Source organism: Rubrivivax sp. JA1026 (assembly GCF_011065555.1).
GTDB lineage: Bacteria > Pseudomonadota > Gammaproteobacteria > Burkholderiales > Burkholderiaceae_C > Rubrivivax > Rubrivivax benzoatilyticus.
The window spans coordinates 287574-309705 of the sequence record NZ_JAALCQ010000004.1 but is presented as its reverse complement, the minus strand read 5'-3'; the positions used below and the strand labels follow the sequence as shown (position 1 = coordinate 309705).

Annotated in this window: 26 protein-coding genes; 11 read left to right on the top strand and 15 right to left on the bottom strand. The window is 73.5% G+C overall.

Annotation, left to right across the window (positions count from 1 at the left end):
• Positions 1–276 precede the first annotated feature (276 nt).
• The 7 genes from G5B56_RS09840 to G5B56_RS09810 all read left to right on the top strand — a co-directional run bounded on the left by G5B56_RS09840 (position 277) and on the right by G5B56_RS09810 (position 4641).
• Positions 277–1131, top strand: coding sequence for a DUF1521 domain-containing protein (locus G5B56_RS09840; protein WP_009855516.1), 855 nt, complete (start codon positions 277–279; stop codon positions 1129–1131).
• A gap of 93 nt (positions 1132–1224) precedes the next feature.
• A complete protein-coding gene (locus tag G5B56_RS09835; protein WP_037290944.1) occupies positions 1225–1980 on the top strand; it encodes a hypothetical protein in 756 nt (251 codons plus the stop codon).
• Positions 1971–2633 (top strand): type III secretion system export apparatus subunit SctR, encoded by a 663-nt coding sequence (sctR, locus tag G5B56_RS09830; protein WP_009857358.1) that lies wholly within the window; start codon positions 1971–1973, stop codon positions 2631–2633. The genes G5B56_RS09835 and sctR overlap by 10 nt, the downstream gene beginning before the upstream one ends.
• 7 nt (positions 2634–2640) lie before the next feature.
• Positions 2641–2916, top strand: a complete 276-nt coding sequence (gene sctS / locus G5B56_RS09825; RefSeq protein WP_009857357.1) for a type III secretion system export apparatus subunit SctS — start codon at positions 2641–2643, stop codon at positions 2914–2916.
• A 13-nt stretch (positions 2917–2929) separates the two neighbouring features.
• Positions 2930–3724, top strand: coding sequence for a type III secretion system export apparatus subunit SctT (gene sctT / locus G5B56_RS09820; protein WP_009857356.1), 795 nt, complete (start codon positions 2930–2932; stop codon positions 3722–3724).
• Positions 3725–3779: 55 nt separating this feature from the next.
• Positions 3780–3995 carry a hypothetical protein gene (locus G5B56_RS09815; protein WP_164963064.1) on the top strand — a complete coding sequence of 72 codons (216 nt, stop codon included), beginning with the start codon at positions 3780–3782 and terminating at the stop codon, positions 3993–3995.
• Positions 3996–3999: 4 nt separating this feature from the next.
• Positions 4000–4641, top strand: coding sequence for a hypothetical protein (locus G5B56_RS09810; protein ID WP_164963063.1), 642 nt, complete (start codon positions 4000–4002; stop codon positions 4639–4641).
• Here G5B56_RS09810 and G5B56_RS09805 read toward each other — a convergent pair.
• Genes G5B56_RS09805 through G5B56_RS09785 form a run of 5 tightly spaced genes read right to left on the bottom strand, consistent with a single transcriptional unit; the run spans position 4582 to position 8558 of the window.
• Positions 4582–5718, bottom strand: coding sequence for a sensor histidine kinase (locus G5B56_RS09805; protein WP_164963062.1), 1137 nt, complete (start codon positions 5716–5718; stop codon positions 4582–4584). The genes G5B56_RS09810 and G5B56_RS09805 overlap by 60 nt on opposite strands.
• A gap of 17 nt (positions 5719–5735) precedes the next feature.
• On the bottom strand, positions 5736–6659 hold the full coding sequence (locus G5B56_RS09800; RefSeq protein WP_029719013.1) for a hypothetical protein: 924 nt from the start codon (positions 6657–6659) through the stop codon (positions 5736–5738).
• The gene (locus G5B56_RS09795) at positions 6659–7291 is read right to left on the bottom strand and encodes a DUF6683 family protein (RefSeq protein WP_009857857.1); all 633 of its coding nucleotides are present in this window, start codon (positions 7289–7291) and stop codon (positions 6659–6661) included. Before G5B56_RS09795 ends, G5B56_RS09800 begins: the two co-directional genes overlap by 1 nt.
• Positions 7288–7854 carry a hypothetical protein gene (locus tag G5B56_RS09790; RefSeq protein ID WP_155983601.1) on the bottom strand — a complete coding sequence of 189 codons (567 nt, stop codon included), beginning with the start codon at positions 7852–7854 and terminating at the stop codon, positions 7288–7290. The genes G5B56_RS09795 and G5B56_RS09790 overlap by 4 nt, the downstream gene beginning before the upstream one ends.
• 11 nt (positions 7855–7865) lie before the next feature.
• Positions 7866–8558 (bottom strand): GNAT family N-acetyltransferase, encoded by a 693-nt coding sequence (locus tag G5B56_RS09785; RefSeq protein WP_164963061.1) that lies wholly within the window; start codon positions 8556–8558, stop codon positions 7866–7868.
• A 166-nt stretch (positions 8559–8724) separates the two neighbouring features.
• Here G5B56_RS09785 and G5B56_RS09780 point away from each other — a divergent pair, with 166 nt between their 5' ends.
• Positions 8725–10392 carry an N-acetylmuramidase domain-containing protein gene (locus tag G5B56_RS09780; RefSeq protein WP_009857237.1) on the top strand — a complete coding sequence of 556 codons (1668 nt, stop codon included), beginning with the start codon at positions 8725–8727 and terminating at the stop codon, positions 10390–10392.
• A 53-nt stretch (positions 10393–10445) separates the two neighbouring features.
• Positions 10446–11477: a hypothetical protein gene (locus G5B56_RS09775; RefSeq protein ID WP_081666907.1), complete on the top strand. Its 1032-nt coding sequence runs from the start codon at positions 10446–10448 to the stop codon at positions 11475–11477.
• Here G5B56_RS09775 and G5B56_RS09770 read toward each other — a convergent pair.
• The 10 genes from G5B56_RS09770 to G5B56_RS09725 all read right to left on the bottom strand — a co-directional run bounded on the left by G5B56_RS09770 (position 11417) and on the right by G5B56_RS09725 (position 20077).
• Entirely contained in the window at positions 11417–12094 is a 678-nt protein-coding gene (locus G5B56_RS09770; RefSeq protein ID WP_009857239.1) for a hypothetical protein, read from the bottom strand. The genes G5B56_RS09775 and G5B56_RS09770 overlap by 61 nt on opposite strands.
• A 4-nt stretch (positions 12095–12098) precedes the next feature.
• Positions 12099–12788: a hypothetical protein gene (locus tag G5B56_RS09765; RefSeq protein WP_164963060.1), complete on the bottom strand. Its 690-nt coding sequence runs from the start codon at positions 12786–12788 to the stop codon at positions 12099–12101.
• Positions 12789–12820: 32 nt separating this feature from the next.
• Positions 12821–13465 carry a hypothetical protein gene (locus G5B56_RS09760; RefSeq protein ID WP_164963059.1) on the bottom strand — a complete coding sequence of 215 codons (645 nt, stop codon included), beginning with the start codon at positions 13463–13465 and terminating at the stop codon, positions 12821–12823.
• 75 nt (positions 13466–13540) lie between these two features.
• Positions 13541–13924, bottom strand: a complete 384-nt coding sequence (locus tag G5B56_RS09755) for a hypothetical protein (RefSeq protein ID WP_164963058.1) — start codon at positions 13922–13924, stop codon at positions 13541–13543.
• A gap of 94 nt (positions 13925–14018) precedes the next feature.
• Positions 14019–14684: an ankyrin repeat domain-containing protein gene (locus G5B56_RS09750; protein ID WP_240920688.1), complete on the bottom strand. Its 666-nt coding sequence runs from the start codon at positions 14682–14684 to the stop codon at positions 14019–14021.
• 85 nt (positions 14685–14769) lie between these two features.
• Entirely contained in the window at positions 14770–16416 is a 1647-nt protein-coding gene (locus G5B56_RS09745) for a DUF2974 domain-containing protein (RefSeq protein ID WP_164963057.1), read from the bottom strand.
• A gap of 79 nt (positions 16417–16495) precedes the next feature.
• On the bottom strand, positions 16496–17227 hold the full coding sequence (locus tag G5B56_RS09740) for a DUF6683 family protein (RefSeq protein ID WP_240920687.1): 732 nt from the start codon (positions 17225–17227) through the stop codon (positions 16496–16498).
• A 17-nt stretch (positions 17228–17244) separates the two neighbouring features.
• Positions 17245–17880 carry a DUF6683 family protein gene (locus G5B56_RS09735; protein ID WP_240920686.1) on the bottom strand — a complete coding sequence of 212 codons (636 nt, stop codon included), beginning with the start codon at positions 17878–17880 and terminating at the stop codon, positions 17245–17247.
• 389 nt (positions 17881–18269) lie between these two features.
• Positions 18270–19295, bottom strand: coding sequence for a six-bladed beta-propeller, TolB-like protein (locus tag G5B56_RS09730; RefSeq protein WP_164963055.1), 1026 nt, complete (start codon positions 19293–19295; stop codon positions 18270–18272).
• Between the two features lie 98 nt (positions 19296–19393).
• Positions 19394–20077: a DUF6683 family protein gene (locus G5B56_RS09725; protein WP_009857247.1), complete on the bottom strand. Its 684-nt coding sequence runs from the start codon at positions 20075–20077 to the stop codon at positions 19394–19396.
• A gap of 321 nt (positions 20078–20398) precedes the next feature.
• On the opposite strand from G5B56_RS09725, the gene G5B56_RS09720 reads away from it, so the two are divergent.
• Both G5B56_RS09720 and G5B56_RS09715 read left to right on the top strand, forming a co-directional pair.
• Positions 20399–21082 carry a hypothetical protein gene (locus G5B56_RS09720; RefSeq protein WP_164963054.1) on the top strand — a complete coding sequence of 228 codons (684 nt, stop codon included), beginning with the start codon at positions 20399–20401 and terminating at the stop codon, positions 21080–21082.
• 143 nt (positions 21083–21225) lie between these two features.
• Positions 21226–21942, top strand: a complete 717-nt coding sequence (locus G5B56_RS09715; RefSeq protein WP_240920685.1) for a DUF6683 family protein — start codon at positions 21226–21228, stop codon at positions 21940–21942.
• The last annotated feature ends 190 nt before the right edge of the window (positions 21943–22132 follow it).

Here is a 22132-nt window from a genome sequence, read left to right as displayed (position 1 = left end):
ATAGGCGCGACCGGGCGAAGGCCGCCCTCCGTCGCAGGGCATGCAAGGGGCGGCGGGGCGAGACACCGATTCTGGGCAGCGCACCCCGCGCTTGCCTTCCGGAGATGGCCGGCGAAGACCCCGCAATTCCGGCCCTGGCGACGTGCGCCTGCCCGCGGGTGCCGCTGCCGGCTTCGGGCAGGTCTTGAGGACCGATCCCAGGCTGCGCTCGACGCGCACTCGGGCTGCAATCACGACACCGAGCCCGGAGGTCCGGGCCGTCCAGGAGCTTGAACGATGTCGCTGAACACCCTGCCGGCAGGCGCCGGCATCGCCGCCGGCGGCTGCATGCCGCCGCGTGTCGACCCCTCCAACCCGAGCAACGCCAGCACGCGGCTCGAAAACGGCGTCGCCGTCTTCGAGAACGACAACTACCGCATCACCGCCGGCGACGACAACCAGGTTCTCATCCAGAACAAGGTGACCGGTGAGACCTACCGTGCCTGGGGTGACCCGCACATGGAGATCGACGGCAAGCAGGCCTTCGACTTCTGGGGCACGACCAGCTTCGTGCTCGACGACGGCACCAAGGTCACGATCGAGACCACGCCCTGGGCCGCCAACCCGGCGATGACGCTGTCGTCCAAGGTGACGATCACCAACGGCGACTACGGCGTGCAGATCACCGGCGTCGACACCAACACCCGCGGCGATCTCGCGATCGACGAAGGCCGCGGCTGGGGCCGTGCCGTCGACTGGGCGGTCGACGACGGCAACACGCTCTACGAGAACGCCTTCGGCAAGGGCTTCGTCGGCATCGACGACCAGGGCCGCATCCGCCAGGTCGACCAGAGCTTCATCAACGAGACCGACCTGATGAAGGGCGGCCGCCTGACCGAGCAGTACCGCGACGCCTTCCGCGCGCTGGGCGGGCTGATGACGATCAGCTTCGTCGGCGCCTTCCTCGGCACGCTGGCGGCCCTGTCGAACGCGTCGAACGCCGAAGGCCGCCACGACCCGCGGCCGCGACTGCCCGACACCGGCGGCACCGACACCTGGGCCGGCGGCACGCCGTCGCGCCGCTTCGACGAGACCGGCCCGGCCTTCCCGCTGCTGCGCCTGACGCTGATGCTGGCGCGCCTGGGCGGCTGACACAGGCTGTTGCCGCCGCCCCGGGCGCGATCCCAGGGTGGCGGCACGCGGGGCTTCTGATGAAGTCCGGGGTTCGCTCCGGTCCCCTGTCGCATGTCCCCGCCGCCGTTCCGCTTCGACCTCGTCTGGCCCCAGGGCCGCGCCCGCCTCGAGCTGCCGGGGGCCGGCGACCCCGATTCCGACCTCGACGCCGCGCGTGCGCTGGCCTCGGCGCTGGACGCGCTGGCGGCGCTGGAGCGCTGGATCGGCACGCCGCTGGACGATCTGCGGCCCGCCCGCGCGCCGGCAGCCGCCGGTGCCGTCGGCCTCGGCTGGGGCGAGGGCGGCCGGCTGCTGCTGCCGCCCGCGCTGCTGCCCTGGGGACGGGCGCCATCGGCCGCGCTGCGGCTGGCCTGGCCGGTGTGGACCGTGCGCGTGTGCGTGCAGACGCTGCCCGCCGGGCGGGTTCCGCCGGCGGCGCTGGTGCCGGGCGCGCTGCTGCTGCTTCCGGCCAGCTTCGCCGGCGAGGTCTTGCCGGTCGTGCTGCAGCCCGACGAGCCGCTGCCGGCCCGCGCCGGCCTCTGGCAGCCGCGCGCCGGGCGGCTGTGTGCCGTGGCCGGCGACGCCCCCGCGGCCGGACCGGGCGAGGCCCGGGTCTGGCTCGACGCGGCCGTGGCCGTCGACTCGCGCGCCTGGTTCGGCGCCGAGGACGTCACGGCGGCGCTTTCGGCCGGCGTCGCGCGGCTGCACGCCGGCCCGCTCGGGGCCCGCGGCACGCTGGTGCCGGCCGGCCAGGGCTGGGGCTTGCTGCTCGACGTCGCCGGCGCCCCGCCGGCGCCGCGCGAGGACCGGGCGCTCGCATGGACCTGAGCCAGTTCACGCCGTCCTCGGCGCTGATCACCGTCGTCCTGCTGGCGCTGGCGCCCTTCGTCGGCGTGATGGTGACCTCGTTCACGAAGATCGTCGTCGTGCTCAGCCTGCTGCGCAACGCGCTCGGCCTGCAGCAGGTGCCGCCCAACGTCGTGCTCAACGGCATGGCGCTGGTGCTGTCGATCTACGTCATGTACCCGGTCGGGCTGCAGATGGCCGAGCGTGTCGGCCAGAGCCAGAGCCAGAGCCAGGCCGCCGGCCGCGGCACCGAGGCCCTGCTGGCCGCCGCCGACGCCGCCAAGGAGCCGCTGCGCGAGTTCCTGATCCAGCATTCCAACCCGGACGAACGGCGCTTCTTCCTGGAGACGCTGCGCCGCAACCTGTCTCCGGCGCAACAGCAGGCGCTGAGCGAACGCGATCTCGTCGTCGTCGTGCCGGCCTTCGTCGTCAACGAGCTGTCGGTGGCGTTCCAGATCGGTTTCCTGATCTTCCTGCCCTTTCTGGTCATCGACCTCGTCGTCTCCAACATCCTGATGGCGCTGGGCATGATGATGCTGTCGCCGACCACCGTCTCGCTGCCGTTCAAGCTGCTGCTGTTCGTGCTCGTCGACGGCTGGGTCAAGCTCTCGCACGGCCTCGTGCTGTCGTACTGAGGCCGCGATGTCGGGCAGCGAAGCGATGCAACTGACGCTGCAGGCCCTGTGGCTGGTGCTGCTGCTGTCGGCGCCGCCGGTGCTGGTGGCCGCGGTCGTCGGGCTGCTGATCGCCATCGTCCAGGCCGCGACGCAGATCCAGGAGCAGACCTTCCAGTACGCGGCCAAGCTGTTCGCGATCGTGCTGACGATCTTCGTCACCGCGGCGCTGCTCGGCGGCACGCTGTACGCGTTCGGCGACCGGCTGTTCAGCGAGTTCCCGGAGATCGTCTCGCGGCCCTGAGCCGCGCCGCACGATGGAGGCGCTGCGTTTCGTCGACTCGCTGGCCGACGGCGCGCTGCTCGTCGCGCTGGCCAGCACGCGTTTCGCCGTCGCCTTCCTGCTGCTGCCGATCTTCGCTTCCGAGACCGTGCCGGCGCTGGTGCGCAACGCGATCTTCGTCGGGCTGGGCCTGATCACGCTGGCGGTGCAGCCGGCGGTGCCGGTGCAGGGCTGGACGGCCGGGCACTGGATGCTGCTCTTCGGCCGCGAGGCGCTGCTGGGCATCGGCGTGGGCGTGCTGCTGGGCGCCGTGCTCTGGGCCTTCGAGGCCGCCGGGCAGATCGTCGACGCCAAGGTCGGCGCCACGCTGGCGCAGGTGGCCGACCCGCTGTCCGGCCACCAGACCTCGTTGTCGGGTGCGCTGCTGTCGCGGCTGGCGATGTTCCTGTTCATGGCCGGCGGCGGTTTCCTGGCCCTGGTGGCCGTCGCGGTGCAGAGCTTCGCGATGTGGCCGCTGGCCCAGCCGGGCCTGAACTTCGACGCCGCCGACGTCCGGATCTTCGAGTCGGCCTTCGCGCAGCTGATGGTGCTGGCCTTCCTGCTCGCCGCGCCGGCGCTGGTCGTGCTCTACGCGCTGGACCTGGCACTGGGCCTGGTCAACCGCTTCGCGCCGCAGCTCAACCTGATCTCGATCTCGATGTCGCTGAAGTCGGTGGCCGCCACGCTGGTCTGGGTGCTGATGTTCACGGTGCTGGTCGACGCGATCGTCGCCCGCATCGACGATGGCGTCGCCGGCCTGCTGCCGGCGCTGCGCATCTGGGCACCCTGACCCTGGGGGCGATCCTCAGTGGCGCGGCCCCGGGCGGGCCTCTTAAGCTGCCGCCATGACCTCGCTGCCCGCCTGGCCCCCGTCGCCGTCGTTCGCTCCGGCCGCCGCGCCGCGTGCCGCCGAGGCCGCGGGCTGGGCCGATCTCGGCACCGACGGCGGTGCCGACGCCGCCTCGCGCGTGCTGCGCGCCCCGGCCGACGGTTCGGCCACGCCACAGGCGCTGACGGCGCGTTTCCTGGCCAGCCTGCTCGCCGGCGACGTCGGCGCCTGATCCCGTGAAGGCGCTGCGCGCCGACCCCGACTGGCACGAGGCCGCCCAGACCCTCGTCGACGGCTGCTGCCTGCTCTCGCCCGCCGAGCGTGTGCCCTGGCTGGAGCAGCTGTGCCGCGCGATCGGCGACCCGCTGTACCCGGCGTTCCTGCGTGTGCTGTGCCTCGTCGGCGAACACGGCGAGCCGCTGGCGCAGCGTGCCGTGGCGGCCACGCTCAACGACGCGCTGGCCAGCGGCCGGCTGCCGGCCGGGCCGCAGGCCGCCTGGGGCGCGCTGGCGGGCGCCTCGCGGCGCCAGGGGCCGATCGAGTTCCTCTGCGCCGCCTTTCTGCACCCGCAGGGCGCGCTGCCGCTGTCGGCCAGCGCCTTCGACCGCACGGCGCGGGCGCTGCTCGGACTGATGGCGCAGGACCGGGAGGCGCACGCCCGCTACCGTGCCCGGCTCGACGCCGCCGCCGCCGACCCGCTGGAAGGCGCATGGTCGCGGGCCGACCGCGCCGCGCTGCGCGCGCTGGCCGCGGCCTGGGTGCCGGGGGCCGCGCCCGGGGCGGCCGTCGACGCCTTTCTGCAGGCCGCGCGCGCCGGTTCAGGCGGCGGCTGGTCCGGGCTCTCGGGCTTCGGCGCGCTCGGTCCGCCCGGGCGCTGACGGCTGCGGCGGCGCCGCACGCAGCGCGATGTGGAAGCTGCAGCCGGCGTCCGGCGGCGCATGGCGGGTGAACCACAGCCGGCCCTGGTGCAGCTCGACGAAGCTGCGGCAGATCTTCAGCCCGATGCCCATGCCGTCGGGCTTGCTCGACTCGAAGGGCACGAAGAGCCGGCTCTCGCCGTCCTCGGGGATGCCGCAGCCGTGGTCGACGATGTCCAGCTGCTGCTCGTCGGGCACGCCGGCCAGCCCCGGCACGCGCTGCAGGCGCAGCAGCACACGCGCCTGCGGCCCCGGCGCCTCGCGCTGGGCCTCGAGCGCGTTGCGCATCAGGTTGACGATCACCTGCTGCAGCATCAGCGCGTCGCCCTCGATCCAGGCCTCCTGCGGCATGTCCGTCTGCACCGGCACGCCGTCGCGTGCGAACTCCCAGTCCAGCAGCGACACGCACTCGCTGGCCAGCGCGCGCAGGTCCAGGCGCTCGCGCCGCGGCTGGCGCGAGGGCGTGTATTCGCGGATGCGGCCGACGATGCGGCCGGCGAACTGCGCCTGGTCCAGCGCCAGCTTCAGGCCGTGGCGCAGGTCTTCCAGCGCCGCCTGCTCGTGCGCCGGCACGGCCAGCCGCGCCAGCCGCGCGCCGACGCCGCGCAGCACGTTGGCGATCGTGCCGATCGGCTGGTTGATCTCGTGCGCCAGCGTGCTCGCCATCTCGCCGACGCTGACGCTGCGCGAGGTGAACAGCAGCCGTTCGCGGTCGCGCAGATGGCGCTGCAGCGCCAGCGCGGTGTCGTGCGGCGGCGCCGGCTCGTGCAGCAGCAGGCCGTCGGCCAGCACGACCCAGTGCAGCGCGACCATCGTGCCGCCCGGCGCGGCGACGCTGCCCGAGCCGGCCGAGCCGGGCTCGCCGCGCGCCTGCCAGGCGGGCTGCAGCGCCGCGTGCAGCGCGGCATCGGGCCAGCCGGCATGGCGTTCGGCCCAGGCCGGCGTGCGCCAGACGACGCCGGCCGGCGCCATGCGCAGGCGCAGCGCCGCCTGGCCCAGCGCGGCGAGCAACGTGGCGTTGTCGGGTTCGGTGTTCACGGGGCAGGCATCAGATGTCATGCCCAGGGCGGCGGCGACGGCGCGCAGGCCACCAGCCAGGTCCATTGCAGGCCCAGGCAGCGCCGCGCCAGGCCGGGTTCGAGCAGATCGGCCCAGGCCTCGGCCGGGCCGCGCAGCGCTGGCGGCAGGCCCTCGCCGGCCAGTCGCAGCTGCAACGCCGGCTGGCCCGGGGCGTCGGCACGCGCGGCCAGGCGCGCGGCGCTGTGTTCGTCGTCGCGGTGTGCGTGCCAGAAGCGCCAGCCGTCGGCCGGCGGCGCTTCGCCGATCAGCGCGCAGCGCCGCACGCGCGCCTGGCCCTGGGCGTCGACGCCCAGCCACCAGCCGGCCAGCGGCGCCGGGCCGCGGGCCGCGCGCAGCGGCGCGAGCAGCAGCACGCTGCGCCGGCGCAGCAGTTCGGCGCGAACCCGTTCGGGCAGGCCGGCGGGCAGCGGCGTGACCGGGCGCGCGGCGGGCGCTTCGTCGGGCCGGGCCGTCGGGGGCGTCTCGGGTGCCTCGGCGTCGTCCCAGGGATCGTCCACCGCCGGGCGTGGGCGGCGCGCCTCGCGTTCGGGGCGTGGCGCACGCGGCCAGCCGGGCGCGAAGGCCGACGGCGTCTGCAGGCTGCCCACCCAGGCCGGCGTCAGCGGCGGCGCGGCGACGTCGGGGGCCGGCGACGAAGCCGGCGCCGCCGCCAGCGGCATCGGCTGGCTCAGCTCGCCGGGCTCGGTGCGGCCCCAGGCCGGCGGTGCCGCAGTGGCCGGGGCGCCGGGCGCCGTCGGCAGTGCGGCTGGCGTCGGTGCGGCCAGCGTGGCGGCCGCGGCCTGCGTTTGGCCGGCTGCCGGCGGGGCGTTCGGACCCGGCACCATGCCGGCGGCCGCGCCGTCGCCGCCGAACCAGGCGGCCAGCCCGGCCAGCGGGCTCGGCGTGACCTGCAGCGACATCAGGCCGCCTTCAGCACCAGCCCGTTGTCGCCGAGCGCCAGGCGTTCGGGCGCCAGACCCAGCAGCTGCACGAGGTAGCCGCGTGCCGCCTCGCGCAGGTGCGCCTGCGCCGCTTCGCCCTGCGTGGCCGCGGTCAGGCGCGACTCGTTGACCAGCACGCCGATGGCGGCGAGCTGCTCGACGAAGGACTGGCGTTCGGCGGTGCTGCACTGCACCCAGGTGCCGCAGGCGCCCAGCAGGCGGCGGAACTGGCGCTCGACGGCCTCCAGCCGCTCGGGTTCGGGCGCCTGCCCGTCGAAGGCGGCGAGGTTGGCCAGCGTGAAGAAGGCCGCCGCCAGCCCGGCATCGTCCTCGCGCAGCCCGGGCTGCAGCCGCGCCTGCACGCTCTGGCGGTAGTGCTGCAGGCAGCGTGTGTACAGCGCCAGCGCCTGGGTGCGTGCGGCCGGGCCGCCGCCGTGGCGCGCGGCCAGTGCCGCGGCGCCGGCCGAGCGCACGCTGCGCGGCACGTGCAGCGGCGCCGGATCGGGGCCGACGTCGGGGCTGTCGAGCAGGCGGGCGAGCGCACGCTCGACGAGGGCGGGCAGTTCGGCGGCCAGGCGTGCGCCGGCGTCGGCTCGGGGCGGGGCGTTCATCGGGCGGGGCTCTCGTCGTCGTGCAGGGTGATCTCCGCGCCCGAAGCGCCACGCGCGGCCAGGCGTTCGCGCAGGCTGTCCAGCCCGGCGGCCAGCGCCGGGCGTTCGCGGCTGTGCGCCGGCAGGCGCAGCTGCAGCTGCATCGTGCCGCCGGGCACGGCCGGCAGCGTCAGCGCCACCGCCGACAGCGGCAGCCCGGCCTGGGCGAAGCTGAACTGCCAGTGCTGCAGACCCTCGGCGTCGGCGGGCGCGAGCAGGCCGCTCAGCGCCGCGCCGACCTCGGCCGCCGCGACGTCGCCGCGTGCGGCCGGCGCTGCGGCGGCGGTGGCGCTGGCGAAGGCCGGCGGCGGCAGGGCGGCCAGCAGCGCGCCGACGGCCGGCGGGCCGGCGTCCTGCGGCGGCGCCATCCTGGCCGCGGGTTCGTCCGGCGTCTTCGGGCCGCGCCGCGCGGCGCGCTGCACCGCGGCGGCGAAGTCCTCGGCGCGTGCGTCCGACGGCCGCGCCGGCTCGCCGTCGCTGCGGGGTGTTGCGGGCGGGCGCACGGGCGCAGCGGGGGTGTTCATCGTCTGCACGATCAGGCGGCGAGCGCACGAACCGCCGCGACGGCGTGGCGCCGGCGCTCGCGCAAGCCGTGGCGCTGCGCCGCCTGCCAGCCGGCGCGGTCCAGCCGGTAGTGCGCGGCCGGCCGGCCGTCGTAAGCCGCCGTGCCCAGCGCGTCGAAACCCAGCGTGCGCAGCACCACGTCGACCGAGCGGTGCTGCGGGTGGCAGACGGCCCAGACCTCGCCCAGTGCCAGCGGGCCGAAAGCCTGGGCCAGCAGCGCTTCGCCGCCTTCGAGCGCCAGCCCGCCGCCCCAGGCCTCGGGGCGCAGCCGGCAGCCGAGTTCGATGCGCGGCGGCTGGCCGCTCATCGGCATCAGGTTGAACCAGCCGCAGAACTGCCAGCCCGGGCGGTCCAGCCAGGCCAGCGCCGCGGCGTCGAGTTCGCCGGCGGCGACGGCCGCCCGGGCTTCGGCCAGCGCCGCGGCGTCGGCCGGCTGCAGGCGTTCGGCGTGCCAGATGCCGAGCCCCGGGTGATCGTGATACCAGGCCTGCATGCGGCGCACGAAGTCGGCGGCCACGGCGGGATCGTCCAGCGGCTGGTCGTCGACGAGCAGCTCGCGCACACGCGGCTCGCGGTGCATCGCGACGAGGGCCGGCACGTCGGCGGGCGTGAAGCGGCGCAGGCGAAGACGTGCCGTCTGCAGCAGGGGCGGGAAGGGGGCCACGGCGCAGTCTAGGCAGCGTGGTCCCGCCGCCGCCCCTGGGTTCGATCCCGGGGCGAACGTAAACGTCTGCAGCCGGTGCGCGCCCGTGAGGAGCGATCCGCACTGGCGGGCGGCGCGTGCCGGCCGGAGCATGCCCGGCATCCGATCGCCCGCAGGAGCCGCCCGCATGGACCTCAGCACGACCCGCATCAGCCTCGCCGCCACGAGCCACCGGCCGGCCGCATCGGGCGACGCCGCCGGCGTGCAGGTGCGGCGCGGCGACACGCTGGCGGCGATCGCGCAGCGCCACGGCGTCGACCTGCAGGCGCTGATCGCCGCCAACCCGCAGCTGCGCAACCCCGACGTCATCCATCCCGGCGAATGGCTGGCGCTGCCGGCGGCCGAACGCAGCGTCACCGTGAAGCCGGGCGACACGCTGGCGGCGATCGCGGCGCGCCACGGCAGCAGCGTAGCCGCTCTCGTGCAAGCCAACGGCATCACCAACCCGAACCTGATCTTCCCCGGCGACGTGCTGCGGCTGCCGAGCAGCGCGCCGCGCGCTGCGGCACCAGCCACCCCCGCCGCCCCGGCCGCGCCGGCGCTCGCCGCCGGCCGTCTGCCCGACACCACCGGCCTGGACGAAGCCGCGCGTTGCGAGCTCTACGCCGCACAGGTCGAACGTTTCGGCGACGCCGCGGCGCGCCAGGACCTGGCCGACGGCCGCCGCGTGATCCTCGCGCTGCGCCAGGACACGAACGCCCGCGCTGCCGAAGGCCGCGGCGTCTACGACGACCGCATGGTCGTGCTCTGGCAGGGCGCCGACGGCACGCGCCACGCCGTCGAGCTGCGCGCCAACACCGACCCCTCGGGCCAGTACGAACCCGGCGGCCCGTACGCACGCCGCGCCGTCGGCGGTGACTACAACGGCGACGGCCGCGGCGACCAGGGCCGCCTGGCCGAAGGCACCTACAGCCACACGCGCGGCAGCTTCCTCGGCGCCCGCGCGCTGATGGCCGGCAACGACCAGGTCACCGAGCGCGACACCAACCACGACGGCCGCTTCGACGAAGGCGTGCGCACCGCGCGTGGCGGTTACGGCATGCACATCCACGTCGGCGGCCAGAACAACACCGGCTCGGCCGGCTGCCTGACGCTGCCGCCGGCCGAACACGCCCGGCTGTTCGACGCGCTGGGCACGCAGAACAGCGTGCGCACCGTGCTCGTCGACACGCAGCGGCTGGGCACCGAGGCCGCTGCGGCGCCGGCCGCTCCCGCGGCGACACCGCAGCGCACGCTGAGCGACGCCGACTGGCAGCGCGCCGCGACGACGCTGGGTGTCGACGTCGCCGCGATCCGCGCCGTCGCGCAGGTCGAGGCGCCGGGCAGCGGTTTCCTCGCCGACGGGCGACCGAAGATCCTGTTCGAGGCCCACGTCTTCGGCCGCCGCACCGGCGGCGCCTACAACGCCAGCCACCCCGACATCTCCAGCGCGCGCTGGAACCGCAGCCTCTACGTCGGCGGCGCCGGCGAGTACCCGCGGCTGGAGCAGGCGATGGCGCTGGACCGCACGGCGGCGCTGGAGTCGGCCTCCTGGGGCCGTTTCCAGATCATGGGCTTCAACCACCAGGCCGCCGGCTACGCCGACGTCGAGAGCTTCGTGCAGGCGATGCAGCAGGGCGAAGGCCGCCAGCTCGACGCCTTCGTCAGCTTCATCCAGGCTGACCCGGCGATGCACCAGGCGCTGCGCGACCACGACTGGGCCGGCTTCGCGCGGCGCTACAACGGCGAGGGCTACGCCGCCAACCAGTACGACACGCGCATGGCCGAGGCCTGGGCGCGGTTCTCCTCCCACTGAGGCCGTTGCAACCGGATGCCGGTGGCTGCCGCGGCCGGCGCTATCGTCGCCGCATGACGCTGCTGCAAAGGCTGTGCGCGGCGCTGCTCGCGGTGCTGACCGGCACCGCCGCGGCCGCGGCTGACGACCCCCCCTACGAAGTGCCCGCCGCGGCCGCCGCCGACGAGGCCGCGCTGCGAACGCTGCTGCCCGCCGGGTCCCGCCTGATACACGGCCCGTTGGTGCTGCCCTTCGGCGCCCACGAACGTGGCTGGCTGCTGGCCTGGCGCGCGCCCGAGCCCGAGGCCGGCGTCGCCGTCTGGTACCTGGCACCGCGCCCCGGCGACGCCGCGCACTGGCGGCTGCTGCGCCTGCGCGACCCCGAGCCGGCCGACGCCTTCTTCGACATCGAACTGCGCGCCGCCTTCGCCACCGGGCCCGAGGGCGCACGCGACCTCGTGCTGCTCGAGCGCTACACCCGCGCCGCGCCGGCCGGCGGCGAGCGCCACGACAGCGCGCGTGTGCTGCGCCGCGACGGCGACGGCGTGCGCGCCGTGCCCGAGCTGGAATCGCTACTCGACGGTGTGAGCGACGCCGCCGAGGCGCGTCGCCGCCTGGCGCCGGCCTACGAACGGCTGCTGCCGAAGGTGAAGGGCGAACTGGCGGCGGCTTTCGCCTCGTTGCCGGTCGACGTCGTCGACCTGACGCGGCTGGAACGATTGCAGCGCCTGCAGCCCGGCCACCCGCTGTACGAGGTGGACGACGCCGCCAACGGCTATCTCGCGCTGCGTGGCGACGGCGGCCGGCCGGGTTATGTCGCGGCGCTGTTCCGCCAGGCCGACGGCGGCGCCGTCGTCGCCGTGCAACAGCGCTGGCCGGACGCGCAGCGCACGCGGCTGCTGCGCCGCGACGGCGCGGGCTGGAACGACCTCACGGCCGCGCTGCTGCCCGGCTGGCGCGACAGCGACGACTGCACGCTGCCGCGGCGCGGCCTCACCGTCGCCTGTGCCGACGGGCGGCGCTGGACCTGGGACGGGCGGAGCTTTCAGCCGCTGCCGCCCAGCACCACGAAGTCGTCGCCGCGCAGCCCGCGTTCGACCAGCTGACGCAGCGGATCGAGCAGGCGCTGCGCCGGGGCTTCGGCGTCGAGAAAGCGGGCGACGACGACGGCTTCGACGTCGAGCACGAAACGGTGGCCGCCGACGTCGGCCAGCAGCACGATGCGGCGCGCCGTCAGCAGCCCGTCGGCGATGTTCTGCGGGTCCAGGTCGACGCCCCAGCGCCAGGCCGGGTTGCCGCGGCAGACGAGTTCACCGAGCAGCAGCGCCAGGTCGGCGAGCATCGAGTAGACGAGCCCGTCGCCGTCGCGGCGGCTGTGCAGCCAGTGCGAATACGCCGGCCGCGGATGCGGCGGCAGCGCCGGCCAGGCCTCGGTTGCCCATTGCTGCAGCGCGCTGCACAGAGCGGCGGCGTGCTGCCGTGGCGCGGCCAGCGCCGGCGCGGTGTCGAGGCCGGCGTCGTCGTGCAGCAGCCGCGTGATCGTCGCCAGGCGCGGCTCGCGCTGCTGCAGCCAGTTCGCCAGGTTCTCGCGCGCCTGGTCGTCCGACAGCTCGCCGCCCGAGCCCGGGTGGGGCAGCACGAACGGCGGGTACTGGCGCAGCCGGGCACCCAGCGCGCCCTCGCGTTCGCGTGGACCGAAAATGGTCTTCAGCCAGCCCGTCATGGTCTCAGCGCGGTGCCGGCCCGGCCTGCCGCCAGTGAGCCATCGCATCGCCGCGCAGGCCTTCCTCGACCAGACGACGCAGCGGGTTCAGCAGGCGCTGCGCCGGGTCGTCGCCATGCAGGAAGCGGTGCACGACGATGTCCTCGACGTCGAGCACGAAAGGCGTCGTGTGCGTGCCCACCGGGTCGGCCAGCAGCACGATGCGGCGTGCGCTGAGCATGCCGTCGGCGAGGTTCTTCGCGTCCAGATCCAGGCCCCAGTGCCAGTCCGGGTTGCCACGGCGGACCAACTCGCCGAGCAGGATCGCCAGGTCCAGCAGCATCGAGAAGACGATGTCGTCGCCGCTGCGGCGGCTGTCCAGCCAGCGTGCGAGGCCACCCTCGGCCGGCAGCGCGGGCCACTGGGCGAGTGCCCAGCGCTGCAACTCGTCGGCGAACGCCGCGGCGTGCGCCGACGGGTCGGCCAGCGCCGCCCGGGTGTCGATGCCGGCGACCTCCCGCAGCAGCGCCGAGACCTGCTGCAGCCGTTGCGGCAGGACCTGTTCGAAGCAGGCGAGGTTCTCCGCCGCCTGGTCGGGGCGCAGTGCCGAGCCGCGGCCGGCGTGCGGCGCCTCGTAGGGCGGGTAGTCGCGCAGCCGTGCGCCGAGCGTGTCGCCCGGCCGGGCTTCGCGGCGGCGCGTGAGCCAGTCGAACATGCGCGTCCGGGCCGCTGGCGGCCCGCCTCCGGTCAGAACCAGCTGCGCACTGTATCGAACACGCCGCGGCCGGCGGCGTCGCCCGCCAGCGCACCACCGATGCCGCCGATGAGGCCGCCCACGACGGTGCCGACGCCCGGAAAGATCGCCGTGCCCAGCGCCGCGCCGGCGGCCGCGCCGCCCCAGCCGCCAAGTGCGCCGCCGGCCAGGCCCGAGGCCGCACGCCCGGTGTTCGTGCCGACCTGGTTGCCGTCGGCGCGGAAAGCCTGGCCGACCTGGATCGCGTCGACCACCAGACCGACCGGCCGGGCCACGCGGCCGACGCCTTCGAGCACCCGGCCCGACTGGCGTAGAGCAGCGTTGGCGCGCAAGGCCTGCCCGTCCAGCGCCGCTTGGGCGCGGACCCGTCCGTCCAGGCCCACCACGCCGACTTTGCTCTCGATCTCAAGCCGCTCGTTGATGCGCGGGTCTGGTTTGCGGATGTCGACCACGACATCGACGACGCGGGCGCCGCCATGGGTTGGCACTTCGGTCCGCACCTCGTGGCCGGCGGCGCGCCAACGCTCGGCGATGGCATCGCGGGCCACGGAGCCGTTGATGTTGTTGGCGATGGCCCGGGGCGTGCCGTCCGATGGCTTGAGCGAACCGGGTGGAGCCGGATTCACTGCCACGTTCATCGTGATGCCGTGGCTTCGAAGCAAGTCCACCAGCCCCTGTGTGGTGCCGCCGCGAAGCGTCCAGGCGCTGGTCGTCTACTCCCACTGCTTAACGAGGATCGGGTTGTCGACCAGCACCTGCCGCCCGGCCTGCAGCATGCCCTGGCCGGCGCCCCAGAGGCCGCCGGGGGCCTGCAGCCCGCCGCCAGCGGCGGCGACGACGTCGGCGTTCAAGCGTGCGAGCTCGCCGACCCGGCCTTGCGCCGTCAGCTCGTCCTCGATCGCCGCATAGGCCTGGGCGGCGCGGCCCGGATCCTGGCGCGCGGCGTCGGCGACCCAGGCGCCGAGGCGTGCGGTGTCCAGGCTGCCGCTGCGCGGGTCGCGCGCAGCGCCGATCAGCTCGCGTGCCGGGCTGGAGGTTTCGGGGCGCGACGCGCTGCCGGCGGCATCGCAGCGCGAGACGGAATCGGTGGCATTCATCGGGCGGCTCTCCTGCGGCTGAAGCCCGATTCGATGCCGCGGGGCGACCGCGCCGCCAGCCGGGAGCGCTCCCAGGCTGGGGCCGATCCCAGGGTCAGCGCGACAGCCGCGCCGCCACCGCGGCGTGCGCGCGGCCCTGCGCCGTGTCAGCGGCCGGCGGGTTCAGTTTCAGCGCGTGCGCCAGGCGTGGCGGGTCGATGCGTGCGCCGGCCTGCAGCAGCGCGTCGGCGACGATCCAGTTGCCCATGCCGGTGGCCAGCAGCAGCGGCAGGCTGCCGTCCTCGGTCGGCAGCTCGGCGCGTGCGCCGGCCTGCAGCAACGCCAGCGCGAGATCGGTGTTGCCTTCGCGGATCGCCAGCGACAGAAAGGTCTCGCCTTGCTCCGGCAGACGCGCATCGGGCGACACGCCGGCCTTCAGCAGCACCGGCAGCAGCTGCGGGTCGCGCGCACGCGCGGCGGCGTTGAGCAGCGACATGCCGTTGGTCAGCGTGCGTGTCGGGTCGGCACCCAGCGCCAGCAGGTGGGCGACGACGTCGGCACGCACCGGGCGCACGTAGGCGACGTAGGCCAGCAGCGGCGTCACGCCCTGCTCGCCGGGCGTGTCGACGGCGTAGCCCGCGCGCACCTGGGCCGTCATCGCGGCCAGGTCGCCGCTTTCGGCCAGGCGCAGGAAACGGCGGCTGGGCTCGTCGGCGAAACGGGCCTGGGCGCGATCGCGCTGGTCGGTGGCGCCGAAGACGGCGGAGACGTCGATGGACACGGGTTCCTCCTTCGGTGCGGCGGCCGGCGAGCAGGCGGCGAAACCCAGGGCCGCGAGGCCCGTGGCCAGCACCACGCCGACGCCGCTAGGGCGCCGGCGCACGATGCCGCAGAACTTCCGCCATGCCATGTTGTTGCGTGCCGAACCGGCCTCCCTCGGCGATCGTGCCCGGGTTCCAGCAGTCCAGGCGCGCGCCGAGGTAAACACGCGCCAGCGGGTTGCCCAGGTCCACGGAGCGGCCGACCGACGCCGGGAACTGGCGCAGCCGGTCCAGCCCCAGCGCGTCGGCATAACGTGTCGGCACCGGCCCTCCGTTCAGGAAGCTCATGATGTCACCCGTCGTGCGGTAGTTGGTGACCTGGCCCTCGGCGAAGTGCAGCGAATAACCTTCGCGTGTCTCGTCGGCGACGCCGGCGGCGTTGAAGGTCGTGGCCGGCACGCCGGCGCGACCGGCGGCCGTGGCCGCCAGGCCGCCGCCCAGCGAGTGGCCGGTGGTCTCCAGACGGCCGGCGGGCACGACGCGCGCCACCTCCATCGCCGCGATCGCCGCCGCCGAGTGCTGCAGCGAGCCCAGCCCCAGGCCCTGGGCCAGGTTGTCGTCGGCATCGCCCGCACGCGCCAGCGCCCAGTCGTCGGTGCCGCGGAAGGCCAGCACCCAGCCGCCGTCGTCCAGGCGGAACAGCGCCGCCTCGAAGCCGATCGCCGGCTTGTGCAGCAGCGCCGGGTCCAGCCCCAGCGCCTGCAGCTGCGCGTCGTCCAGCCGCGTGGCGCCGGCCGGTGCGCTGCTGCGGTCGTAGACGGCCTGCGACAGCTCGGCCATGCGCGTGGCGTGTGCGTCCATCGGCGTGGCGCGGAACACCAGGTCGGCGGCCTGCACGTCGCCCGGGGCGACGGCGCGCACCGCGGCGTCGAACACGCGGTCGCCGAGCGCGCGCACGGTGGCGCCGTCGGCACCGCCGGCGAAGCCTTGTTCCATGCGCGCGGCGGTCTGCATCAGCGCGCGGAACGTGCCGTGGTCCGACTTTGCCGTGTGCCAGCCGTTGATCAAGCCCCAGTCCTGCTCGGTGTCGGTGGCGGCGAGCATCACGGCGTCGAGTGCACCGGGCGCGCGCGCCAGGGTCTCGAAGGCGGCACGCGCCGAGGCCGGGGCGTCGCCCAAGGACGCGACGACCGAGGCGATGGCGCGCGCCTCGGCGTCGCCCAGGCGGCGCTGACCGTCGAACTCCAGCAGGCCGCCGGCCGCGTGCTGCGGCTTGTCGGTCGTCTGGCCGGCCAGCGCCTGCACGTAGTCCAGCTTGGCTTGTGGCGAGGCGTGGCGGGCCACCGCCGCGCCCAGTTCGCTTACCGGCTCGAAGCCGCCGCTGGCCGCATCCGTGCCGGCCAGGGCCTGCGACAGCGCGGCCAGCGAGTCGCCGTCCAGGTCTTGCGCCATGGTCTGGAAGAAGTCGGCACGCTGGTCGGCCGTCAGCCCGGGGCCGACCCAGGAGCGGTCCATCACCTCCTGCGCCAGCCGGTACAGCCGGCCCGTGGCGGCCATGCGGTCGACGACGGCGTCGGCGTCGTGCGCCGGCAGCGCCCCGATCAGCTCGGTGGCCTCGCGTACCTCGTCGCGGCTGACCCAGCCCAGGCCCGAGGCGTCGAGCAGGCGGTCGAGCCGGCGCAGCGCCGTGTCCACCACCGGCGAGGGCGGCGGGGACGGTGCGCGTGCGGGTTGGCGGCCGATGTCGTTCATGGGCGGTCCTCCGATCGCGGCTCAGCTTAGGCAGGCGGCGTCGCGCTCGCCACCTGGGATCGTGACCAGGGGGAGGCCGTCAGCGCAGCGCCAGGCCGTCGTCGCCCAGCGTCAGCCGATCGACGTCGCCCTTCAGGAACTGCTGCAGATAGCCTCGCGCCGCGTCGCGGCTGCTTTTCGCGAGTGCGGCGTCGGGCTTGGTCTTCAGCCCCATCTGCGTCGTCGCCATGAACATGCCGATGATGGCCAGCTGTTCGTAGGCTTCGCGCCGCTCGCGCGCCGGCACCGAGGCGAAGCCCGGCTGCGAGGCCATCACCCGGCGCATCTGCGCGACCAGGGTGGCGAAATGGCGGTCGGGGAAGTCCTCGCCGCGCATCGCCATCCAGCAGCCGGCGACGAAGGCCGCGGCGGCGCCGCCGAGGTCGCCCGGCTCGATGCCGAAGCGGCGTTCGATGTCGCCATAGGACCGCAGCAGCGTCGCGAACGTCGACTCGGCCTGCGCCCGCCCGGCGGGCGGGTAGCCGGCGGCCAGCAGGCTGGGGACCCGGGTCGGACCGTCGGCCCGGGTGACGAGGTTGACGACGGCGTCGCGGCTGGGTGCGGGCGGCGTGTCGGCGGCCTTGGCGGCCGCATTGCGCTGGCGTGCGTTCTCGACGATGCGGTACTGGATCGACTGGTAGTACCAGGACGAGTCCAGCACGCCGAGGTTGCCGATGTTGTACATCGGGCCGTAGGCGGCCGCGAAAGCCGGCCAGGCCAGCACGAGGCAGGCGGCGGCGTACGCGAGCCATCGTCGGGGGGAAAGCGGCATGGGCATGACGGGGTCGTTCAACGCTGGGACAGACCGTCGGCCGTGATCTGCAGGCGGTCCAGGTCGCCCGGGATCACCGTCGCGAGGTAGCGGCGTGCGGCGGCGACGCTGCGTTCGCGCAGGCCGTCGTCGGGCTGCTGCGCCAGGGCCATCTGCGTGGCGGCCATGAACATGCCGACGATGGCCAGCTGTTCGTAGCTGCGGCGCAGCTCCATCGGGTCCAGGCGCCGGTAGGCCGGGTCGCTTGCGACGGCTTCGCGCATCTGGCGCACGAGTGCCGCGAAGTGGGCGTCGGGAAAAGGCTGCTGGCGCATCGCCATCAGGTTGCCGGCGATGAAGGCGGCGAGCGCGCCACCGATGTCGCCGCGGCGAATGCCGAAACGATCCTCGATCTCCCGGTACTTCGCGAGCAGTGTCTCGAAGGTTCGTGCGGCCTGTTCGCGCTGTGCTGCTGGATAGGCCTGCGCCATCTCGCGGGCGGCCGTCGTGCTGGCGCGCTCGACGGTTGGCAGCGGTGCCGGGGTCTTGGCCCTGGCCTTCGCGGACTGCTCGACGAGCTGCATCTGAATGCGGTTCATCCGGTACTGGAAGTCCAGCCCGGCGAGGTTGTCCAGGCCGTAGCAGCACCAGTAGGCGTGGGCGGACTGGGCCACGAAGAGGGTGGCTGCGCATAGCGCGTGACCCAGTGCTCGAAGGCTCATGTGACGCTGTTCCGCCCGGGACCGAGGATGTTCCGACTGCCTCCGGCACTGGTAACCGCGTTCCGGTGCAGGCGTTTGCCCTGTCTTGATGGAAGGCGAAAGCCTGCCCATCGGGCGGCCAGACTGGCCGCCACCAAGGCAGCCGCGGCCAGCGCCCATCGGATCACGCGGCTGAGAGAGTCCATTTGCTTCCTCATGTCTGGCGTCCTAGGGGCTCGCGGCGAGCCGCCTTCTGCCGGGCCCGAGGTTCGTCGTCTCGGGTGTCAGTCGTGCGAAAAGCCACAGCGCGTGCCCGGAAGACAGCGGTGCCGTGGACGGCGTCGCTTGAGGTACCTGCGCGCTCAGCGCGTCCACCCTAGAAGGTCGCAGCCGAGCGTCGCCGCCTGGCCCTCGTCGTCGGTGACGGCGATCGGTCGGACCGACGCGTGATCAAGGGTGACCTCGCGCGCGGTCGCCGGCGCCGTGTGCAGTTCGCAGCCGCCGGCACCGACGCAGGCGGTCCCGGTGCACACGTTGGCCGGGTCCCAGTCGAAGGCGAAAGACCGGCCGTCGGGCGCCCACACCGCGTAGGACGTCAGGCCCGTTCGGGTCAGCCGTTGGAGTCCGGTCCCGTCGGCGCCGGCAATCCACAGATCGGTCTCCGCCGGATCGCCGCTGGCGTTGAAGCGCATCCAGCGGGTGACGATGCGGCTGCCGGTTGGGTCGCTCCACAGTCCGCGCAGCGTCCACCCCGGCACCGACAGTGTGCCGACAGCGCTGTCCTGCTGGCCCACGATGGCGACGTGGACGGCGCCGGTGGGTTCCGCGGAGATCACGCGGCCGTCGGGCAGCCAGTCGGCCGCGGCGCGGGTGGGCCATCGCTGCAAGGTCCGCCGCGCCGGCAAGTCGATCGCCGTGACGACGCCGTCGCCCGCGATGGCGCTGCTCGCCCACACCAGCAGCAGGTCGCCCAACCGCAGGGGAGACGGGCGGACCTTGCTGACGTAGCCGTTGAGCACGGCCTGGTGCACGACGCGGCCGTCCGAGTTCGACTTGATCGAGACTTGGCTGGTGTCGGCGCTGAGGTCGTGCTCGAGTGTCACGTAGTGCGAACCGTCGGGCGTCGGCACCGCGTCCTTGGCCTCATCGATGTGCCGAGTGCGCGCGCCGTCCGGCGACGACACGTACAGACCCGTGCCGTCGCCGAGCGGGAAGAAGTTGTGCCACAAGTGACCCGACGCCGCCTCGCCTCCGCCGCCGCCTCCGCTGTTGGCGCCGTCGTGAGAGCCTGCGCCGTCTCCGCAGGCGGCCAAGCCGGCCATGGCGATGAGGGTGGCGCCGAGCGCCCAGCGAAGAATGCACCCGTATGTTCTGGTTCCGTTGGCCATCGTTCGGTGTCGTTCGTTCAGGGATGCAGGCCGCGGGCAGGCGGCGGCGTGCGCTAGCCATCGTCGGGGGGAAAGCGGCATGGGCACGACGGGGTCGTTCAACGTTGGGACAGACCGTCGGCCGTGATCTGCAGGCGGTCCAGGTCGCCGGGGATCACCGTCGCGAGGTAGCGGCGCGCGGCCGTGACGCTGCGTTCGCGCAGGCCGTCGTCGGGCTGCTGCGCCAGGGCCATCTGCGTGGCGGCCATGAACATGCCGACGATGGCCAGCTGTTCGTAGCTGCGGCGCAGCTCCACCGGGTCCAAGCGCCGGTAGGCCGGGTCGCTTGCGATGGCTTCGCGCATCTGGCGCACGAGCGCCGCGAAGTGGGCGTCGGGAAAAGGCTGCTGGCGCATCGCCATCAGGTTGCCGGCGACATCGGCGGCGAGCGCGCCGCCGATGTCGCCGCGGCGAATGCCGAAACGATCCTCGATCTCGCCGTACTTCGTGAGCAGAGTCTCGAACAGCGCGGCGGCCTGTTCGCGCTGTGCGGCCGGATAGGCCTGCGCCATCTCGCGGGCGGCCGTCTGGCGGGCGCGCGCCTCGGTCGGCAACGGTGCCGGCGTTGACTTCCGAGCGCGCTGGCCGGCGCGCTCGGCGTTGCGCATCTGGATGCGGCTGAGCTTGTACGAGAAGTCCAGCGCCGCGAGGTTGCCGACGTCGGCCGTGCCCCAGTAGGCCTGGGCCGGCCCGGCGGCGACGAGGCTTGCGCAAGCCAGCGCGATCAGGAAACGTCCGTGCATCGGTGTGGGCCTCGTCGTCGTGCCGGCTGAGCGCACGAGCGCAGGCTCTTTCTCCCTTGATGGGCCGAGCTTCCGACAGCACGACGCAACCGGCACCTGGGATCGTCCCCAGTGCGTCTGTCACCGGATGCGCCGGCGCCTTGCGCCCTGCGGTGCCGGCCCGGCTAGGAGCGATCACAGGTTACGCGGCGCCCGGGGCTCCGATTGAATCCGCCCCATCGTGTACGGCATCACACGAGCCTTGCACCGATGCCGCGGGAGCGGGCCGCAGGACCCGAGCCCCGACCCGCAACCCGTCAACACTTCTGGAGGATTCCGAACATGAGTGGAGCTCTGAGCAACGTCTTCGGTAGCGGCAACATCCTCGGCTTGGCGCTGAACATGGTCAGTCTGGCCTTCCCGCCGCTGGCTGTGGCCAATAGCCTGAGCAATCTTCTGAGCCAGTCCATCGGGCAGGCCTTCAACAAGGCGATCGACACGTTGGTGCAGCAGTTCGGCATGCCCAAGTTCGTCGGCGAGATGGTGAAGAACCTGGCGGGCGAGACTCTGGGCAACCAGATGAAGCCGAGCAGCCCGGACGTCGATGCTGCCGTCGCCGGTGACCCGGGTGTCCAGGACTGGATGGGCAAATTTGTCGAGGACCTCGCGTCGAGCATCGTCGAGTCTGCGCGTCAGGGGCTGGACAGCAAGGAAGCGAGGGGCAAGGAAGGCAAGCGGACCGCCGGCAGCTGGTTGCAGGCGATTGCCATGGCGATGGGTTCGATCGCTGGCGATAAAGCTGCGCAAATGGTGGAGCTGAGCCAAAAGATGGCCGACCTCAATGCTGCGGGCAAGAAGATCGGCAAGAACGACACCAACGCGCAGCAGGAGAACGCCCGAGCCTTCTCGGAAACGCAGTCGCTGTTCCAGGCAACGTCTCAAGAGTTCAGCATCCTGCAGAACACCTTCGCCAACGCGATTAAGTCGATCGGTGAAGGGCTCACCGCAATGGGCCGCAAGGGCTGAGCGCGGCGCAGACCCAGAGCTCGCAGCAGCAGAGGCAGCGACGCGAGTCGTTGCCTCTGTTTCCGTTCCTTGGGGTCGACTCTGTCCCAGATGGCCAGAAGAATCCCGCACCTGTCAGAGTGGAAAAGCCGAGGAGGGAAGCGGTGCGCAACGTCGACAGGTCGTTCTGGACTTACTTCATGCCGACGGCCGCCGTCGCTCTCACGATGAGCTTCGTTTGCCGGCCGGCCGTTGCCCAGATCCATATTCCGACCTACACCGGTACGCCGCTGATGATTACGGGCGGTGTGCTGAACCAGCAGATCTTGCATGCCTCCGTGCCCGGCGCGCGGCCGTCGGCCCACGTGGACCGGGCTGACCCGGTCTCGACCCTCGTTCCCGAAGGACGAAGCCAGGTCCCGCGCCAACTTGCGCAAAGCTATCCGCCCGAGGCCAGGTCCGAGGCCCAGCGATTCTTCGCAGAGTTGCTAACGGGTTACCAGAGCATCGAACAAAGATTCGGGATCCCGCGCCGCGATCTGGCCGGCGCCGTGGCCGCCTTCATTGCCGGCAGCTGGATGGCGTATCGAGGCCGGCCCTTTCCCGACCGCTACTTCCCGCCGCTTGTTGAGCAGTCGCGCCGGATACTGGCTTCGTTGCCGCAGTTGCGCGAGGCCACCGCCCCGGCCCGCCAGGAGACCTACGAACAGTTGGCGATCCTTGGCATGTTCATGGCCACGACGCAGATGGCGCTCGACCGGCAACCAGACCGCGCCACGGCAGCGAAAGTCCGCCAGGCGGCCAAAGACTATCTTGAGCAGTTTCTCTCAGTGGACGCCGACCGCGTGAGTCTCGGTCCCAAGGGGCTGTCCCTGGAATGAGCATTGGCTCGTCGGCGGCGGGATGTTCGAACCCCGGAGGACGAGTCCTTGACCGTGGCTGTGGGGTGCGTTGCTGCCGGTGTCGGACTGGCCATCCCGCAGCGGAGCGGGGCCGGGAGCGCCTTCCATGCAGACGCCTGATGGGCGGACGAGCACGGTCAACTATTTTGCCGCTGCTTCTCTGTTACAC

Excerpts from the sequence above, each read along its gene's own strand:
- G5B56_RS09745 (WP_164963057.1), bottom strand. The coding sequence starts at position 16,416 with ATGAACGACATCGGCCGCCAACCCGCACGCGCACCGTCCCCGCCGCCC.
- G5B56_RS09840 (WP_009855516.1), top strand. The coding sequence starts at position 277 with ATGTCGCTGAACACCCTGCCGGCAGGCGCCGGCATCGCCGCCGGCGGC.
- sctS (WP_009857357.1), top strand. The coding sequence starts at position 2,641 with ATGTCGGGCAGCGAAGCGATGCAACTGACGCTGCAGGCCCTGTGGCTG.
- sctT (WP_009857356.1), top strand. The coding sequence starts at position 2,930 with ATGGAGGCGCTGCGTTTCGTCGACTCGCTGGCCGACGGCGCGCTGCTC.
- G5B56_RS09730 (WP_164963055.1), bottom strand. The coding sequence starts at position 19,295 with ATGGCCAACGGAACCAGAACATACGGGTGCATTCTTCGCTGGGCGCTC.
- G5B56_RS09815 (WP_164963064.1), top strand. The coding sequence starts at position 3,780 with ATGACCTCGCTGCCCGCCTGGCCCCCGTCGCCGTCGTTCGCTCCGGCC.
- G5B56_RS09770 (WP_009857239.1), bottom strand. The coding sequence starts at position 12,094 with ATGACGGGCTGGCTGAAGACCATTTTCGGTCCACGCGAACGCGAGGGC.
- G5B56_RS09835 (WP_037290944.1), top strand. The coding sequence starts at position 1,225 with ATGTCCCCGCCGCCGTTCCGCTTCGACCTCGTCTGGCCCCAGGGCCGC.
- G5B56_RS09775 (WP_081666907.1), top strand. The coding sequence starts at position 10,446 with ATGACGCTGCTGCAAAGGCTGTGCGCGGCGCTGCTCGCGGTGCTGACC.
- G5B56_RS09720 (WP_164963054.1), top strand. The coding sequence starts at position 20,399 with ATGAGTGGAGCTCTGAGCAACGTCTTCGGTAGCGGCAACATCCTCGGC.
- G5B56_RS09800 (WP_029719013.1), bottom strand. The coding sequence starts at position 6,659 with ATGTCGCTGCAGGTCACGCCGAGCCCGCTGGCCGGGCTGGCCGCCTGG.
- G5B56_RS09740 (WP_240920687.1), bottom strand. The coding sequence starts at position 17,227 with ATGCCGCTTTCCCCCCGACGATGGCTCGCGTACGCCGCCGCCTGCCTC.
- G5B56_RS09725 (WP_009857247.1), bottom strand. The coding sequence starts at position 20,077 with ATGCACGGACGTTTCCTGATCGCGCTGGCTTGCGCAAGCCTCGTCGCC.
- G5B56_RS09760 (WP_164963059.1), bottom strand. The coding sequence starts at position 13,465 with ATGAACGTGGCAGTGAATCCGGCTCCACCCGGTTCGCTCAAGCCATCG.
- G5B56_RS09755 (WP_164963058.1), bottom strand. The coding sequence starts at position 13,924 with ATGAATGCCACCGATTCCGTCTCGCGCTGCGATGCCGCCGGCAGCGCG.
- G5B56_RS09780 (WP_009857237.1), top strand. The coding sequence starts at position 8,725 with ATGGACCTCAGCACGACCCGCATCAGCCTCGCCGCCACGAGCCACCGG.
- G5B56_RS09765 (WP_164963060.1), bottom strand. The coding sequence starts at position 12,788 with ATGTTCGACTGGCTCACGCGCCGCCGCGAAGCCCGGCCGGGCGACACG.
- G5B56_RS09795 (WP_009857857.1), bottom strand. The coding sequence starts at position 7,291 with ATGAACGCCCCGCCCCGAGCCGACGCCGGCGCACGCCTGGCCGCCGAA.
- G5B56_RS09790 (WP_155983601.1), bottom strand. The coding sequence starts at position 7,854 with ATGAACACCCCCGCTGCGCCCGTGCGCCCGCCCGCAACACCCCGCAGC.
- sctR (WP_009857358.1), top strand. The coding sequence starts at position 1,971 with ATGGACCTGAGCCAGTTCACGCCGTCCTCGGCGCTGATCACCGTCGTC.